The 13,795-nt window shown below is 61.0% G+C and carries 13 protein-coding genes; 7 read left to right on the forward strand and 6 right to left on the reverse strand.

What is annotated here, in order from left to right:
- Position 1: 1 nt before the first annotated feature.
- The 3 genes from ACI2KB_RS24380 to ACI2KB_RS24390 form a co-directional block, all read right to left on the reverse strand.
- Positions 2 to 907, reverse strand: coding sequence for a carbohydrate ABC transporter permease (locus ACI2KB_RS24380; RefSeq protein ID WP_404638816.1), 906 nt, complete (start codon positions 905 to 907; stop codon positions 2 to 4).
- A 152-nt stretch (positions 908 to 1,059) separates the two neighbouring features.
- Complete coding sequence (locus ACI2KB_RS24385) at positions 1,060 to 2,406, reverse strand: ABC transporter substrate-binding protein (RefSeq protein WP_404638818.1); 1,347 nt, start codon at positions 2,404 to 2,406, stop codon at positions 1,060 to 1,062.
- Between the two features lie 60 nt (positions 2,407 to 2,466).
- On the reverse strand, positions 2,467 to 3,498 hold the full coding sequence (locus ACI2KB_RS24390; RefSeq protein WP_404638820.1) for a zinc-binding dehydrogenase: 1,032 nt from the start codon (positions 3,496 to 3,498) through the stop codon (positions 2,467 to 2,469).
- A gap of 141 nt (positions 3,499 to 3,639) precedes the next feature.
- Between ACI2KB_RS24390 and ACI2KB_RS24395 the strand changes: the two genes are divergently transcribed.
- Positions 3,640 to 4,788 carry an ABC transporter ATP-binding protein gene (locus tag ACI2KB_RS24395; RefSeq protein WP_404638822.1) on the forward strand — a complete coding sequence of 383 codons (1,149 nt, stop codon included), beginning with the start codon at positions 3,640 to 3,642 and terminating at the stop codon, positions 4,786 to 4,788.
- A 76-nt stretch (positions 4,789 to 4,864) separates the two neighbouring features.
- Positions 4,865 to 5,473: a hypothetical protein gene (locus ACI2KB_RS24400; protein WP_404638824.1), complete on the forward strand. Its 609-nt coding sequence runs from the start codon at positions 4,865 to 4,867 to the stop codon at positions 5,471 to 5,473.
- A gap of 226 nt (positions 5,474 to 5,699) precedes the next feature.
- Here the strand turns inward: ACI2KB_RS24400 and ACI2KB_RS24405 are convergent, their stop codons facing one another.
- Positions 5,700 to 6,623: a LysR family transcriptional regulator gene (locus ACI2KB_RS24405; protein WP_404638826.1), complete on the reverse strand. Its 924-nt coding sequence runs from the start codon at positions 6,621 to 6,623 to the stop codon at positions 5,700 to 5,702.
- Between the two features lie 137 nt (positions 6,624 to 6,760).
- Here ACI2KB_RS24405 and ACI2KB_RS24410 point away from each other — a divergent pair, with 137 nt between their 5' ends.
- The 3 genes from ACI2KB_RS24410 (at position 6,761) to ACI2KB_RS24420 (ending at position 9,997) form a co-directional block, all read left to right on the forward strand.
- Positions 6,761 to 7,816: a tartrate dehydrogenase gene (locus ACI2KB_RS24410; RefSeq protein WP_404638828.1), complete on the forward strand. Its 1,056-nt coding sequence runs from the start codon at positions 6,761 to 6,763 to the stop codon at positions 7,814 to 7,816.
- 102 nt (positions 7,817 to 7,918) lie between these two features.
- Positions 7,919 to 9,262: a dicarboxylate/amino acid:cation symporter gene (locus ACI2KB_RS24415; protein ID WP_404638830.1), complete on the forward strand. Its 1,344-nt coding sequence runs from the start codon at positions 7,919 to 7,921 to the stop codon at positions 9,260 to 9,262.
- Between the two features lie 111 nt (positions 9,263 to 9,373).
- Positions 9,374 to 9,997 carry a cell wall hydrolase gene (locus tag ACI2KB_RS24420; protein WP_404638832.1) on the forward strand — a complete coding sequence of 208 codons (624 nt, stop codon included), beginning with the start codon at positions 9,374 to 9,376 and terminating at the stop codon, positions 9,995 to 9,997.
- 143 nt (positions 9,998 to 10,140) lie between these two features.
- Here the strand turns inward: ACI2KB_RS24420 and ACI2KB_RS24425 are convergent, their stop codons facing one another.
- Positions 10,141 to 10,992 carry a CAP domain-containing protein gene (locus ACI2KB_RS24425; RefSeq protein WP_404638834.1) on the reverse strand — a complete coding sequence of 284 codons (852 nt, stop codon included), beginning with the start codon at positions 10,990 to 10,992 and terminating at the stop codon, positions 10,141 to 10,143.
- 249 nt (positions 10,993 to 11,241) lie between these two features.
- Here ACI2KB_RS24425 and ACI2KB_RS24430 point away from each other — a divergent pair, with 249 nt between their 5' ends.
- Both ACI2KB_RS24430 and ACI2KB_RS24435 read left to right on the forward strand, forming a co-directional pair.
- The gene (locus tag ACI2KB_RS24430) at positions 11,242 to 11,898 is read left to right on the forward strand and encodes a peroxiredoxin-like family protein (RefSeq protein WP_404638836.1); all 657 of its coding nucleotides are present in this window, start codon (positions 11,242 to 11,244) and stop codon (positions 11,896 to 11,898) included.
- A 77-nt stretch (positions 11,899 to 11,975) separates the two neighbouring features.
- On the forward strand, positions 11,976 to 12,860 hold the full coding sequence (locus tag ACI2KB_RS24435) for a LysR family transcriptional regulator (protein WP_404638838.1): 885 nt from the start codon (positions 11,976 to 11,978) through the stop codon (positions 12,858 to 12,860).
- A gap of 100 nt (positions 12,861 to 12,960) precedes the next feature.
- On the opposite strand, the gene ACI2KB_RS24440 is transcribed toward ACI2KB_RS24435, so the two are convergent.
- Positions 12,961 to 13,794 (reverse strand): amidohydrolase family protein, encoded by an 834-nt coding sequence (locus ACI2KB_RS24440; RefSeq protein ID WP_404638840.1) that lies wholly within the window; start codon positions 13,792 to 13,794, stop codon positions 12,961 to 12,963.
- Position 13,795 lies beyond the last annotated feature (1 nt).

Raw genomic sequence — 13,795 nt, forward strand, 5'->3', positions numbered from 1 at the left:
GTCAGATCTCCCGGTACACGAATTTGATGTACAGCCGCGCCAGCACGATGGTCAGGATCAGCAGCAGAATCGCCTGCGCCGAAGCCACGCCCTGATCGAACACGCGAAACCCGACGCGCTGGATGTACACGCTCACAAGCTCCGTGGCCGCGCCCGGTCCGCCACGGGTCATGGTGAACACGGTGTCGAACATTTTCAGGATGTCGGCAGTGCGCAGGATCAGGATCACCGTGGCGCTGGGCAGCAGGAACGGCAGTTGCACGTAGCGCACGATCTGCCAGCGGCTGCGGGTTTCCAGACGCGCAGCTTCTTCGATCTCGTTGGGCACCATCGTCAGCCCGGCCAGCAGCACCAGCGCGCAGAAAGGCGTCCATTGCCAGATGTCCATCAAGGCCACGGCGATGAAGGCGTTGGTGGTGTCGCCCAGCCATTCCACGGGACCGGCGTTGAGCATCGCGAGTAACGCGTTGGCCACACCGAAATCGCGGTTGAAAATCAAGCGGCCAATCAGTCCGGCGACCGCAGGGGCGGTGGCCAGCGGTATCACCAGACTCATGCGTGCCAGCAACTTGAAGCCCGACAGGCCGGGTTTGTGCAGCAGCAGGGCGATGATCAGGCCGAGGGCCAGTTGAATGGGCACCACGGTGATCAAAAACAACCCCGTTCTGCCCAGTGCCGCCCAGAACGAGGCGTCACTGAGCACGCTGAGGTAGTTATCGAAGCCGATGAAGGGCGTCGCATCTTTGGGACGTGCGAGGTTGTACTGGCGGAAGGAATTGACCAGCGCAAAGACGGTCGGAAAGATCCCGATCAACGCCAGTGCCACGGTGGCAGGCGCCAGAAAGGAAAACGCGGCGCGGGTGTTGTTCCACAGGGTGGGGAACAGCGGTTTTTTTGGGGTGGGCATGCCGGTCAGTCTCGAAACGGATACACAGTAGGGTGATGTTGCGATCCCGGTGGGAGCCGGCTTGCTGGCGAATGTGGTACATCAGACACCTCATTGGTGAATGACACGCCGCTTTCGCCAGCAAGCCGGCTCCCACAATGATCCCGCGTGCATTACTTCAGCAGTTTCACCTTGCCGTCGTAGTAACCGGCCTTCTTCAGGATGTCCTCCATCTTCGTTCCGATGGCCTTGGCGCCATCGGTCACGCTGCTCTTGCCGAGCATGATCGCGGTGCCGTTTTCACCCACCACTTCAGAGATTTCAGGCCACTGCGGGAAGCGCGGGCGGTAGTCAGGCACGCCGCCTTCCCACGAGGTCACCATCGGCTGTACGAACGGGTATTTCTTCTGCACCTCGGGGTCTTTGTACACCGACATCCGGCCACTGACGCCACCGGCTTCCAGGTACGGCCTGGCCATGGCTTCGGAGGTCACCCACTGAATGAAGAGCCAAGCGGCGGCTTTCTGTTTGTCCCCGGAGTTGGCGTTGACCCCCAGGGAGAAACCACCCAGCGCAGGCTTCAGACCTGCTGGGCCTTTCGGTTCTGTGGCCACGGCCAGGCAATCAGTGATCTTCGATTTCGCAGGATCGGCCAGGGTGCTGTAGAACGCCGACCATTCGGTGATCATTGCCACCTTGCCTTGAGCGAGGGCGTTGACCGCCTCGTTGTGGTCGTAGTCGACGATGCCCGGCGGCATGAATTTCATCAGGTCCTGACGGAATTGCAGGCCTTCTTGCGACGCCTTGGCGTTGAGGTTGGATTTGAAATTGGCGTCCAGCAACGAGCCGCCGAACGGCCAGAGGAAACGCATGAAGCTGTCCGCCGACTGAGTCTCACCCCGGCGCGATTGCAGGGCGTAGGCGTAGCGATCCTTGGCCTTGTCGGTGAGTTTGGGCGCGTAGACCTTCAGCAATTCATCCCAGGTCGCTGGCGGCTTGTCGAAGCCTGCATCCTTGAGCATGCATTTGTTGTAGAACAGCAGGCCCGAGTAGTTATCGAACGGCAGGCCGTAGGTCTTGCCGTCCCAGCCGCCGAAGGATTCCAGCAGAATCGGAAAGAAGCCGTCGAGCTTGAGGTTCGGGTCGGCCAGCTTGGGGTCTTCGGTGAACGTGGTGACTGGCTCCAGCCAGCCGTTGCCCGCGAATTCGCCGATCCACACCACATCGGTCAGCACCACGTCCAGCGGCTCGGTGCTGCTGAAACGCAGGACTTCCTGCTCGCGGGTGTTCTCGTAAGGGATGATTTCGTAATTGACCTTGATCCCGGTTTTCTTCTCGAATTCCGGCAGCAGCTTGATGGCAGCCGCATAGCCCGGACGGTCGAGAAAAATCGCCTTGATCTCCGTGCCTTTGTACGGCGCCGAGGCCTCTTCGAGGGTCCAGGCCTGAGCGGGAGCAGACCCCAGAGCAGTGCCCAGTGCGACCGACAGGGCGAGGGCATTCCATACCAGCTTTTTCATTACGTGACCTCTTTATTGTTGTTGGTGAGGGTTACGCGGTGTCTGCGCTGACGCGCGTGTTCAGTCCGGGTGGGGCAAGATGATCGTCTTCAAGGCGCCGTCGAGAAATTCCGAGGGGTAGCTGAAGGCCTCAGTGGCCTGTTGCAAATCGAAGCGGTGGGTCACCAGACAGTCGACATCCACCCAGCCTTGGGCCACCAGTTGAATCGCCCGGTCGTAGACATGGCCCATGCGCCGCGACAGGCGAATGTCCAGGCCCTTGCGACGCAGTAATGAGGCACTGAGAGGGGCGTACTGATCGCCATCGGGAATGCCCACCAACACCACCCGGCCGCCGATGCGCGCGGATTGCGCGGCGATCTGGAAACCTTCGGGCGAGTTGGTGGCTTCCAGCACCAGATCCACGCCCCGGCCATCGGTCCATTCGGCAATCGCGGCGTGATCGGCGGCCACTTGATCGGCGCCCAGTTGCCGGGCTTTTTCGGTGCGGTAGTTGATCGGGTCGATGGCGTAGACGGCCTTCTTGCAGAGCCTTTTCGCCAGTTGCAGCAGGCACAGGCCGATGGGGCCGCAGCCGATAATGGCGACGGTCTCGAAAAGCTTTTTGCTGCCCGCCAGGTCCATCGCATGAATCGCCACGCCCAGCGGCTCCAGCATCACTGCCTGCACCGGCGTAAAGTGGTCGGGCACGGTGTAAATCTGGCTGGGCGAGACCACGATGTACTCGGTCATGGCGCCGTGGGTGTGAGGTGGAGAACCGAGGAATTGCACGTGAGGGCAGAGGTTCACATGGCCGCGATGGCACCATTCGCAACGACCGCAGGGTTTGGCCGGGTCGACGGCTACCAGTTGCCCGGCCTTGAGGCCCAGCGCTGGATGGTCCTCGACCACACGGGCGGCGAATTCGTGTCCGGCGATGAACGGCTGGGTGATGCGGGCATGGCCGATGGCGCCTTCCTTGAAGTAGTGCAGGTCGCTGCCGCAGACGCCGACAGCGCTGACACGAAGCAGGATTTCGTCGCCCACCGGCACCGGTTTCGGCTTTTCGCCGATGCGGATGTCGCGGATGCCATGGATGTAAGCCGCCCGCATTCAGTGCACTCCTTGACATTTGTATTTTTAGAATTACAAATGATCGTAGAGCGAAAAGATTGGCTGTCAAGTATCAAGCTCACTCCTACAGTGATCGGTGTTGGCAAGACCCAAACAACAATAAATCCAGGGGACACGATTTTGACTGAGCTCAGTTTGAGTGGCGTCGAGAAAGCCTACGGCGACATCAAGGTGTTGCATGACATCCACCTGAGTATCGAAAGCCGCGAATTCGTGGTTTTCGTCGGGCCGTCCGGTTGCGGCAAGTCGACGCTGCTGCGCTGCATCGCGGGGCTGGAAAGCATCACTCAGGGGCAAATCCGCATCGGCTCTCGGGACGTGACCTACCTGGAGCCCGCCGACCGTGGCGTGGCCATGGTGTTTCAGTCCTACGCGCTGTACCCGCACATGTCGGTGTACGACAACATCGCCTTCGGCTTGAAGATGCAGAAGACCCCCAAGGATCAGATCGACGCCAAGGTGCAAAATGCGGCGCGCATTCTGCAACTGGAACCCTTGCTGGCGCGCAAGCCAAAGGCCCTGTCTGGCGGGCAAAGGCAGCGCGTGGCGATTGGTCGGGCCATTGTGCACGAGCCGGAAGTCTTCTTGTTCGACGAGCCGCTGTCCAACCTCGATGCCTCCCTGCGGGTGCAGATGCGCATCGAAATCGCCAAGCTGCACGCCGATTTGCAAGCCACCATGGTTTACGTGACTCACGATCAGGTCGAGGCCATGACCCTGGCCGACAAGATCGTGGTGTTGAACAAGGGCACCATCGAACAGGTCGGCTCGCCACTGGAGCTTTATCACCATCCGCGCAACCGTTTCGTCGCGGGATTCATCGGTTCGCCGCAGATGAGTTTTCTGCCGGTACAGGCGCTTGCGGCCAGCGCCGAGGGCGTGCAGGTCGAGCTGCCGGGCGGCGGGCGATTACGGGTGCCGGTCAAAGGCGAGGGGGTCAAGGCCGGGGATGCGCTGACCCTGGGCCTGCGCCCTGAGCACCTGTCCGAGCGTGGGCAGGGCGATGCCCAGATCCCGGTCAAGGCGCTGGTCGTCGAGCATTTGGGCGGAGAAACGTTCATTCATGCCGAAACCCTCGATGGCCATGACTTGATGATCAAGGGCGACGGCATGTCTCAGGTGGTGGCTGGGCAGCCGCTGTCGGTGGGGGTGTCGGGAGCGCGTTGTCACCTGTTCGACGGACAGGGGCAGGCGTTCGCTCATCTGCGACATTTCACTGAGCAGGTGCCGGAAGAGGCGCGACAGTACCCGGATTCGGTTTTTCCTTAAGCGTCAGCCGTTTGCGCCGATACAGCCCTGAGCCCGACGCGTTGTCGGGCCGGATATTTTTATCAAGGAGCTGTAGATGCGTATTTCAGGTGTTTTGGGCCTCGCGGGTTTGATGGGCACGTTGCTGCTGACCGGCTGTTCGTCGATGATGCAACCGGTCGAGAACCAGACCGTTCAGCCAAGCGCGCAGGACGGCGCCCAAGTCGTGTTCATGCGCAGTGCGTTTACCGCCAAGGCAATCGATGCGTCGCTGTACGACGTGACCGGCGGCGAAACCCGTTTTATCGGCATCATGGCCAATGGCACCAAAGTCGCCTACCCGACTACGCCGGGCCATCGCACCTTCATGGTGGTGTCGGAAGCAGCGGATTTTCTCGAAGCGGACCTCGCTCCCGGCAAGACCTACTACTCATTGGTCACCCCGCGCATGGGCATGTGGAAAGCGCGTTTCTCCATGTGGCCGGTGGCCCGTGATCCAAAGGCCGAATACAGCTCGCAGTCCAGCGATTTCAAGGACTGGATCGCTGACACCAAACTGGTGACCAATTCGACAAAGTCCCTGAACTGGTTCGAAAGCAACAAGAACTCCGTCGAAGCCAAGCGTGCTGAATACTGGCCGGAGTGGCAGAAGAAGAGCGCGGCGGATCTGCAACTGCGCACCTTGCATGCGGCGGATGGTCTGTAAGCGGCTTGAGTGAATGTTGACCTGTGGGGCGTCTTTGCTGGCCAGTCAACCGCTTTCGCCAGCAAGCCGGCTCCCACAGTTTTGGCGTTGAAAACGAGATTTGGATTCGGCGCAAACCTTGTGGGAGCCGGCTTGCTGGCGAAAGCGTCCTTTCATTAGGTATCGATGTGGCTGACCTGACCCCTTTTCCACCCAGTTGGACACTGCAGGCTCCAGGGCGCAGATATCACTCCCGCTCCGAAACCGTCTCCTCCAGATGATCGATGTGCTTGAACCGCTCCACCAGAAAATCGATCAGGCTGCGCACCCGTGCCGACAGGTGCAACTGCTGCGGATACACCGCGTATACGTCGGCGCGGGTCGGGGTCTGGTCTTCCAGCACCAGCCTCAGCCGCCCGCTGCGCACATACCGGGCGATGTCCCACTCAGCCCGCAGTAAAATCCCATAGCCCTCCAACGCCCAGTTCAGCGCCACTTCGCCGTCATTGCAGCCCAGCGCGCCGCGCACCTTGACGTTCTGTGTCTTGCCGCCGTTGGTGAAGCTCCACACGCCATAAGGTGTTTCGTTCTGGCGCAGGAAAATGCAGTTGTGATCTTGCAAGTCCGCCAGTCGCGTCGGCACGCCGTGCTTTTCCAGGTACAACGGCGAGGCGCACAGCAGGCGGCGGTTGGAGGCGATCTTGCGCGCATGAAAGGCGGCGTCAGGGAGGGTGCCGAAGCGGATGCCCAGATCGAACCCATGGGTGGCCAGGTCCAGCGGGTGGTCGCTGATTTCCAGCTGAATTTCCACCTCCGGATAGCGGGCAAAAAACGCGGCCAGCGCCGGGCCAATGTAGCGCCGCCCGAACCCCAATGACGCGTTGACCCGGATCAGCCCCTTGGGCGTGGCGCGGCTGCTGCTGACCAGTTGTTCCACTTCTTCGATTTGCGTGAGGATCCGCGCCGCGTGGGAGAAGTACACCTCGCCCTCGGCGGTCAGGCTCATGGAGCGAGTGGTGCGATGGACCAGACGAATCCCCAGCCGGGCCTCCAGCGCACTCAGGCGTTTGCTCACCGCCGGAGGCGTTACGCCCAGCTCACGGGCGGTGGCGGCGAGGCTGCCTTGCTTGGCCAGCAGGTGGAAAAACTGCAAATCCAGAGACTGATTCATTCGTAACTCAGAGTTATGGATGTAGTGATTTTGAGTCAATCATCGCGTTGGTTTCACTACATATACTCCGCTCACACCCCGCTTGAACAGCCCGTCTCAAGCGGCACAACAAAAATGCAGAGAGAGTGGAGTTGATCATGAGCGCATATAAAATTGCAGCGATCCCAGGCGACGGCATCGGTGTGGAAGTCATTGCGGCAGGCGTGGAAGTGTTGCAGGCCCTGTCGAAGAAATCCGGCTTCGCGCTGGATTTCAAGCACTTCGACTGGAACTCCGACAATTACCTGAAAAATGGCTACTACATTCCCGAAGGCGGCCTGGCGGAACTGAAAACCTTCGACGCGATTTTCTTCGGCGCCGTCGGTGCGCTGAACGTACCCGACCACATTTCGCTGTGGGGCCTGCGCCTGCCGATCTGCCAGGGTTTTGACCAGTACGCCAACGTGCGCCCGGCCCGAGTCCTGCCGGGGGTGAAAAGCCCGCTGCACAACGGCGAGCAGATTGACTGGGTGGTGGTGCGCGAGAACTCCGAAGGCGAATATTCGGGCAATGGCGGCCGCGTGCATCGCGGCTTGCCGGAAGAAGTGGCGACCGAGGTGTCGGTGTTCACCCGCGCCGGGGTCGAGCGCATTCATCGCTTCGCCTTCCAACTGGCGCAAAGTCGTCCACGCAAACACCTGACGATGGTCACCAAATCCAACGCCCAGCGTCACGGCATGGTGTTGTGGGACGAGATTTTCTACGAGGTGGCCAAGGACTTCCCGGACGTCAAAATCGACAAGGAACTGGTGGATGCGGTGACCACGCGCATGGTGCTCAAGCCGTCGACGCTGGACGTGATCGTCGCCACCAACCTGCACGCCGACATACTCTCGGATCTGGCTGCTGCACTGTCCGGCAGCCTGGGCATCGCACCAACCGCCAACCTCAATCCGTCGCGCAACTTCCCGTCGATGTTCGAGCCGATTCATGGCTCGGCCTTTGACATCACCGGCAAAGGCGTGGCCAACCCGGTCGCGACCTTCTGGACTGCCGCCATGATGCTGGAGCATTTGGGCGAACCTGCCGCGGCCAAGGAACTGATGGCGGCCATCGAAGCGGTCACCGAGAGCGGACTGCACACCCCGGACCTCGGCGGCACGGCCACCACACGCCAGATCACCGATGCGGTATTGGCGTTGATCAATCGCTGAGCCTATTCCGTACACAATCGTCATGCAGCACATCGCCGGGAGGCGGGCCAGAGCCCGACCTTCCGGTATTTCCTGACAACAATAAAAAATCAGGGCCCTGTCATGAAAAAAATGCTCTCCAAGCTCTACGTACAAGTGCTCATCGCCGTGATTCTCGGCGCCATCGTCGGGGTGCTGGTGCCCGACACTGCGGCCTCGCTCAAACCCCTGGGCGATGCCTTCATCAAACTGATCAAGATGCTGCTGGCGCCGGTGATCTTCCTCACCGTGGTCTCGGGCATCGCGCGCATGGAAAGCATGAAAGAACTGGGGCGTGTAGGCTTTCGCGCGCTGCTGTATTTCGAGGTGGTATCGACCCTGGCGCTGGTGGTTGGCCTGATCGTGGTCGACGTGTTCAAGCCTGGCGCGGGAATGAACATCAACGCCGCGACGCTCGATACCTCAAGCCTGGCCACCTACACCGCTGCGGTGAAGCACGACTCGTTCATGGATTTCGTCATGAACATCATCCCTGACACCATCGTCGACGCCTTCGCCAAGGGCAACGTGCTGCAAATCCTGCTGTTCTCGATTTTGTTGGGTGTGGCGCTGGCGCAGGTCGGGCCGCGCGGGAAGTTCTTCGTCGACGCGCTGGACAGCCTGATGCAAGGGATGTTTCGCATCGTCAACATGGTCATGCGCCTGGCGCCGATCGGGGCCTTTGGCGCGATTGCGTTCACCATTGGCAAGTACGGCTTCGGCTCGCTCTTCTCTCTGGGCAAGTTGATGGCCTGCGTGTACCTGACCTGCGCGCTGTTCGTGATGTTCGTGTTGGGGCCGATCTGCCGTTACAGCGGTTTCAGCCTGTGGAAGTTCCTGCGCTTCATCAAGGAAGAGCTGTTCACTGTGCTGGGCACCAGTTCGTCGGAATCGGTGCTGCCGCAGATGATCGCCAAGATGGAAAAGGCCGGCGTGTCCAAGCCGGTGGCCGGGATGATCATTCCCTCGGGGCTGACCTTCAACCCGGACGGCCAGGCGATTTACTACACCATCGCGGCGATTTTCATCGCCCAGGCCACTAACACGCCGCTGACCCTGACCGACCAGTTGATCGTGCTGGCGGTGCTGATGTTCACTTCCAAAGGCTCGGCGGGGGTGACCGGCTCAGGCTTCATCATTCTCGCCGCAACGTTGGCCTCTCTGGGCACGATTCCGGTGGCAGGGATGGTCTTGTTGTTGGGCGTCGACCGTTTCATGTCCGAGGCGCGGGCGATTACCAACACCATTGGCAATGGTGTCGGCACCATGGCCATCGCCAAGTGGGTCGGGGCGCTGGACACCGAAAAGATGAACCGGGCACTTAACGGGCAGCCGGAAACGGTCGTGCCCTCCGACAACCAACCGGTTGCGAGCGCGCCCTCTGCCTCGGGGCTGCGACCGGCGTTGGGCCGTGTTTCTCAGGGGTAGCCTCAGCAGCACCGTTGCGCAAAGTTAAAAGGCCACTATGCTGGGTTCGTCGAGCCATATTTCAGGCGCTGTTATGGCTCGACGTTCCCTCTTTACGCAGAAGGTTTGACGATGCGCCCTGTTTCCCTTTCGATCTGCCTGATCATGACACTGTTGGCCGCTCCGGCATTCGCGGCCGAGGCCGCTTCAGCCCCTGAAGCGGTGGCCAGCAAAGCCCAGGTGCTGGAAGAAAAAGCCGCCGGGAAAGACGGCCCCACGCCTGCGGTTCCCAAGAGCGAAACCATCACTAAATCCGAGGCCCAGGCCGTCGATCCCGCAGGTGCGGATGCGGTTGATGATGCGCTTGTGTGCCTGTCGCGAACGATTTATTGGGAAGCCAAGGGCGGCACCGATGCCGACATGGAAGGGGTGGCGGACGTGGTGCTCAATCGCCTGGGGCACGAGGGTTATCCGGACACCATTTGCGCCGTGGTGAAGCAGGGCTCGGAGAAAAAGGCCTGCCAGTTTTCCTGGTGGTGTGATGGTAAGTCCGATCAGGTCAAGGAAGACGACCGCTACGCCGCGTCCAAGGAAATCGCGCGCAAGGCGCTCAACCAACAACTGACCGACCGTACCAAAGGCGCGATGTATTTCCACGACCGCAACGTGAAGCCGGCGTGGGCGTCGGAGTACATCAAGACCGCCGAGACCGAGAAGTTTCTGTTTTACAAGCCCAAGGATGGCAAGGCGAAGTGATGCCCGGAGTACACAATCCCTTGTGGGAGCCGGCTTGCTGGCGAAAGCGTCCTGTCAGTCGACATCAATGTAGCTGACGTGACGCATTCGCCAGCAAGCCGGCTCCCACAGGGGGTTGCATGAAGTTCGGACCTGCCTCACGCCTACTGTTGCACCCCAAACATCGCTGTCCAATAAATCCCCGCATCGCTCTTTGGGTCCACCGCGTACGCCGCGCCCAGTTCCTTGAACGAGGGGTTCATGATATTGGCGCAATGCCCCGGGCTGGCGAGCCAGCCTTCCACCACCTTGCGCGCGCTGTCTTGCCCGGCGGCGATGTTTTCGCCGATCGCCTGACCGATGTAACCCGCCAGTTCTGCGCGGTCGCCAGGCGTGCCGCCGTTGCGGCCCTTGTGGTCGAAGTAGTTGTTGTTGGCCATGGAGCGGGTGTGGCCTTCGGCGGCGGTGGCCAGGCTCTCGTTCCAGGTCAGCGGCGACGCCGGGTCATACGGCTGGCCGCCGCATTGGTGAGGCACGCTGCGGGCGGCGTTGATCAGCCCGAGCATTTTCTGGCCTTCAGCCTGCGAGTTGCCCAGTCCACCGGCCAGCAACGGACGCGCCAGCACGATGCGCCAGTCGCGGTCGTTGCGGCTCACGCCCACATCGACGAACTGCGGGTTGAGCACCACCTGACAGAAACTTTCCTGAATCGCTTTCATCGCCGATTGCGCGTCACGCGGGCCAGACAGACTGATGGCCTGCACCGAGACCATCGGGTACGCCGCGCGGGACAGCATCGGCTGCAAATCCACCGCGCCACTGGCGGGCAGGTTCAGACGCGGGTCAGTGTTCAGCGGTGGGAGTTCCTGAGACACCACGTTGGCGCAGGGCTGCGCCTCGCTACGATAGGTGTTGATGGACTGGATCAACTGCGTTTCTTCGCTGGCCAACGCCGTCCCGGTCGCCATCAGCAGCCACGAAAGCGTGGCCAGGCGAGTGAATGATGTGAAGCGCATGAAGATCTCCCTTGAACGGACTGCGGCCATGATGCGCGATTTACCGGTATCGACATAGTCTGAGCCGAAGAATCGCAGGAGGTTGCAATGCGATGACAGCTTTTTGCAATGCTTTCATGAAAAACGCACCTCTGCGTCGGCCATTCCCCCAAGGCATGGCAGTTATCGCCAGGCCCTGTCTACTGAGGCTGGGCGGGTATTGAGAGGATGAGCTCACCGAATCGCTCACCCACTAAAAGGAACACCGCCATGACCCTGCAAGCCACTCTTGACGCCTTCAAAGCCGATTTCGTTGCCGGTAAACCGCCTTACAACGCGCCACCGCAAGTCCACGCCATCATGAAGCGCGCCACGGATGAACTGATCGCGTCGGGCCAGGCCCAGCGCACGCTGAACGTCGGCGACAAGGCCCCGGTTTTCACCCTCAACGACTCGGACGGCAACCCGGTGTCCTCCATCGAACTGTTGGCCAAAGGGCCGTTGGTCATCAGCTTCTACCGAGGCGTGTGGTGCCCGTATTGCAACATGGAACTGCAAGCCCTCGAAGCGGCCCTGCCGCAGTACCGGGAACTGGGCGCGACCCTGGTGGCGATCTCGCCTCAGGTCAAAGCCAACAGCCGCAAGTCGGTACGCCAGAACAACCTGACCTTTCTGATTCTCAGCGACGCGAAAAGCGAAGTGGCGGATGCGTTTGGTCTGCGCTTCAACCTGCCGGATTATCTGATCGATCTGTACAAAGGTTTTGGCAACGACCTGCCGACCTTCAACGACGACCCGGCCTGGGTGCTGCCGATGCCAGCACGTTTTGTCATCGGTCAGGACGGACTGATCAAGTATGCCGAGGTCAATCCGGATTACACTCAGCGCCCTGAGCCGACCGATCTGCTGCCTGCACTGCGCGGCTGATCTTCGCCTGTGAAGAAAGCCGCCACTTTTTAGTGGCGGCTTTGTGCGTTGAATTCTCTGACTGACAAGGAGCCTCCATGGACCGTCTGGCCGCAATGGAAACCTTTATCTGCGCCGTGGAAACCGGGTCGTTTTCGGCGGCGGCCAAGCGTCTGGGTGTGGGCCAGCCTGCGGTGTCGAAATCCATTGCCGCGCTGGAAGAGGTGCTGGGTACACGTCTGTTACTGCGCACCACCCGAGGCCTGACGCCCACCGAGGCCGGGCAGACCTACTTCGAAGCGGCCCGACGCACGCTGGATCAGGCCGATGAAGCCGATGCCGCCGTGCGGGGGGCCGGTTCAGGGTTTACCGGGCGGCTGCGGGTCAGTGCCGCCGTGACCTTCGCCAGTTTGCATGTGGTGCCTTATCTGGGGCCGCTGCTCAAACAGCACCCGCAGTTGAACATCGAGGTGGTGCTGGATGATCGCAGTGTCGATCTGGTGGAAGAGGGAATCGACGTGTCCCTGCGCATGGGAGAACTGCCGGATTCATCCATGACCGCGAGGAAGATCGCCCAAGGGCGCCGACGCATCATCGCAACGCCCGCGTATTTCGAGTGCCTGGGCATTCCGACCCATCCCGACGAGTTGGCGGGCCATCAGGCGATCATTTACAACCGTGGGCTGGGCGGGGACACCTGGGACATGCGCAAGGGCGATGCGCTGCACACCGTTTCGGTCGAGGGACGATTACGGGTTTCGGCGGCAGAAGGTGTGCGTGCGGCCGTGAAAGCCAACCTTGGGCTGGTGATGGCCTCGGAGTGGATGTTCGCCCCGGAACTGGCCAGCGGCGAGGTGGTGACGGCACTGGACGACTGGTCATTGCCGCCCGTTGACCTGTGGGCGGTATTCCCCGCCGGGCGCATGACCAGCGCCAAGGCGCGGGTGTTCGTTGATTACGTCGCTGCGTTGTTGAATCACTGATCCTGCGGATAAGCACCGCACACTACCTGTGGGAGCGTTGCCGCTGAAATCCAGTCAGATTAGCTCCCACAGGGGATAGGCGTTAGACCGGCTCAGCGTTTCAATCTTCAAACCCATAAAGCTGCGCCGGGTTGTCCGCCAGAATCGCCTGACGCGCGGCATCGCTGCCGGTCCAGTCCAGCAACAGGTCCAGCAGGTCGGCATCGTCAGGTTTATGGGCCTCGGTGACGTGGGGCCAATCGCTGCCCCAGACCATGCGCTGCGGCGCCAGTGTGGCAAAATCCTGCGCCAGTGAGCGCACATCCTCATACCGCGGGCCGCCTTCGACCGTATTCAGGTAAGGCCCGCTTAGCTTGACCCAGGCCTTGTCCGCATCGATCAGCCGGGCGATGAACCGAAACGCGGGATGACTTACATTCGCACCCGCAGGCAGACGCCCCATGTGATCGAATACCAGCGGCACCGGCAGGTTCGCCAACAATGTTTGCTGGTCGAGAATCTGCTCGGCACCCATGTGAATCTGCGCATGCCAGCCGAACTCCGCGATGCGCACGGCCAGCGGTTTGATCATGTCCACGCTGACCACCTGATTGCCCGCATTCCACAGGCTGAAGCGCAGGCCGCGAATGCCGCCTTCATGCAGGCGAATCAGTTCCTGTTCAGTGACCGAGGTGTCCACCACTGCGATGCCCCGCGCTTGGCCGTTCATCTGCGCGATGGCGTCAAGGGTGCAGCGGTTGTCGGTGGCGTAATACTTGGCCTGCACGATGACCGCGCGACGCAGGCCCAGACGGGTCTGCACGTTGCGGTAATCAGCCATCGATTGCCCGTGCGCCACAGGGGTTGAGGGATCAGCCGGGGCGAAACGCGGATCAATGATGTGGATGTGCGCGTCGCAGGTGTTGGCCGGGGTTTTGAGGTTTGGGCTTTTCATG

It is taken from the genome of Pseudomonas sp. NPDC088444, from assembly GCF_044900175.1.
Lineage (GTDB): Bacteria > Pseudomonadota > Gammaproteobacteria > Pseudomonadales > Pseudomonadaceae > Aquipseudomonas.

What these genes read in the sequence shown, in the direction of transcription:
- ACI2KB_RS24425 (WP_404638834.1), bottom strand. Translation starts at nt 10,992, where the DNA reads ATGCGCTTCACATCATTCACTCGCCTGGCCACGCTTTCGTGGCTGCTG.
- ACI2KB_RS24420 (WP_404638832.1), top strand. Translation starts at nt 9,374, where the DNA reads ATGCGCCCTGTTTCCCTTTCGATCTGCCTGATCATGACACTGTTGGCC.
- ACI2KB_RS24385 (WP_404638818.1), bottom strand. Translation starts at nt 2,406, where the DNA reads ATGAAAAAGCTGGTATGGAATGCCCTCGCCCTGTCGGTCGCACTGGGC.
- ACI2KB_RS24380 (WP_404638816.1), bottom strand. Translation starts at nt 907, where the DNA reads ATGCCCACCCCAAAAAAACCGCTGTTCCCCACCCTGTGGAACAACACC.
- ACI2KB_RS24405 (WP_404638826.1), bottom strand. Translation starts at nt 6,623, where the DNA reads ATGAATCAGTCTCTGGATTTGCAGTTTTTCCACCTGCTGGCCAAGCAA.
- ACI2KB_RS24410 (WP_404638828.1), top strand. Translation starts at nt 6,761, where the DNA reads ATGAGCGCATATAAAATTGCAGCGATCCCAGGCGACGGCATCGGTGTG.
- ACI2KB_RS24430 (WP_404638836.1), top strand. Translation starts at nt 11,242, where the DNA reads ATGACCCTGCAAGCCACTCTTGACGCCTTCAAAGCCGATTTCGTTGCC.
- ACI2KB_RS24415 (WP_404638830.1), top strand. Translation starts at nt 7,919, where the DNA reads ATGAAAAAAATGCTCTCCAAGCTCTACGTACAAGTGCTCATCGCCGTG.
- ACI2KB_RS24390 (WP_404638820.1), bottom strand. Translation starts at nt 3,498, where the DNA reads ATGCGGGCGGCTTACATCCATGGCATCCGCGACATCCGCATCGGCGAA.
- ACI2KB_RS24435 (WP_404638838.1), top strand. Translation starts at nt 11,976, where the DNA reads ATGGACCGTCTGGCCGCAATGGAAACCTTTATCTGCGCCGTGGAAACC.
- ACI2KB_RS24440 (WP_404638840.1), bottom strand. Translation starts at nt 13,794, where the DNA reads ATGAAAAGCCCAAACCTCAAAACCCCGGCCAACACCTGCGACGCGCAC.
- ACI2KB_RS24400 (WP_404638824.1), top strand. Translation starts at nt 4,865, where the DNA reads ATGCGTATTTCAGGTGTTTTGGGCCTCGCGGGTTTGATGGGCACGTTG.